We start from the raw sequence: 262 nt of genomic DNA, 5'->3' as shown, positions 1-262 counted from the left end.
AGGGCTTTCGCGCCGCTGTCGCGAGCCGGTTCCCAAAGTGGGGCGAGCGTCTCGGCGACGATCACATGATCGACCTCTCCGTGCTCGGTTCGATCAGCGACACCGCCATGACGCGCGAAATCGAGATCGAAACGGCCGCGAACGGCCTGCCGAACACCTTCGTGCCGGGCCGCAACCTGATGTTCATGCAGATCGCCGCGGCCATCGCGTATCGGCGCGGGCTCAAGGTGCTGGTCGGCGGCATGTGCGAGACCGATTTTTC

General features: G+C 64.9%; 1 protein-coding gene. It reads left to right on the top strand.

The window, feature by feature from the left end; genetic code table 11:
• Nucleotides 1–262, top strand: a 262-nt coding sequence (locus SB751_RS31870; protein WP_410749255.1) for a 7-cyano-7-deazaguanine synthase, incomplete at both ends; no start/stop codon positions are given.

Source organism: Cupriavidus sp. SIMBA_020, assembly GCF_046535395.1.
GTDB lineage: Bacteria > Pseudomonadota > Gammaproteobacteria > Burkholderiales > Burkholderiaceae > Cupriavidus > Cupriavidus campinensis.
This window is presented reverse-complemented; position numbering and strand designations above follow the sequence as displayed.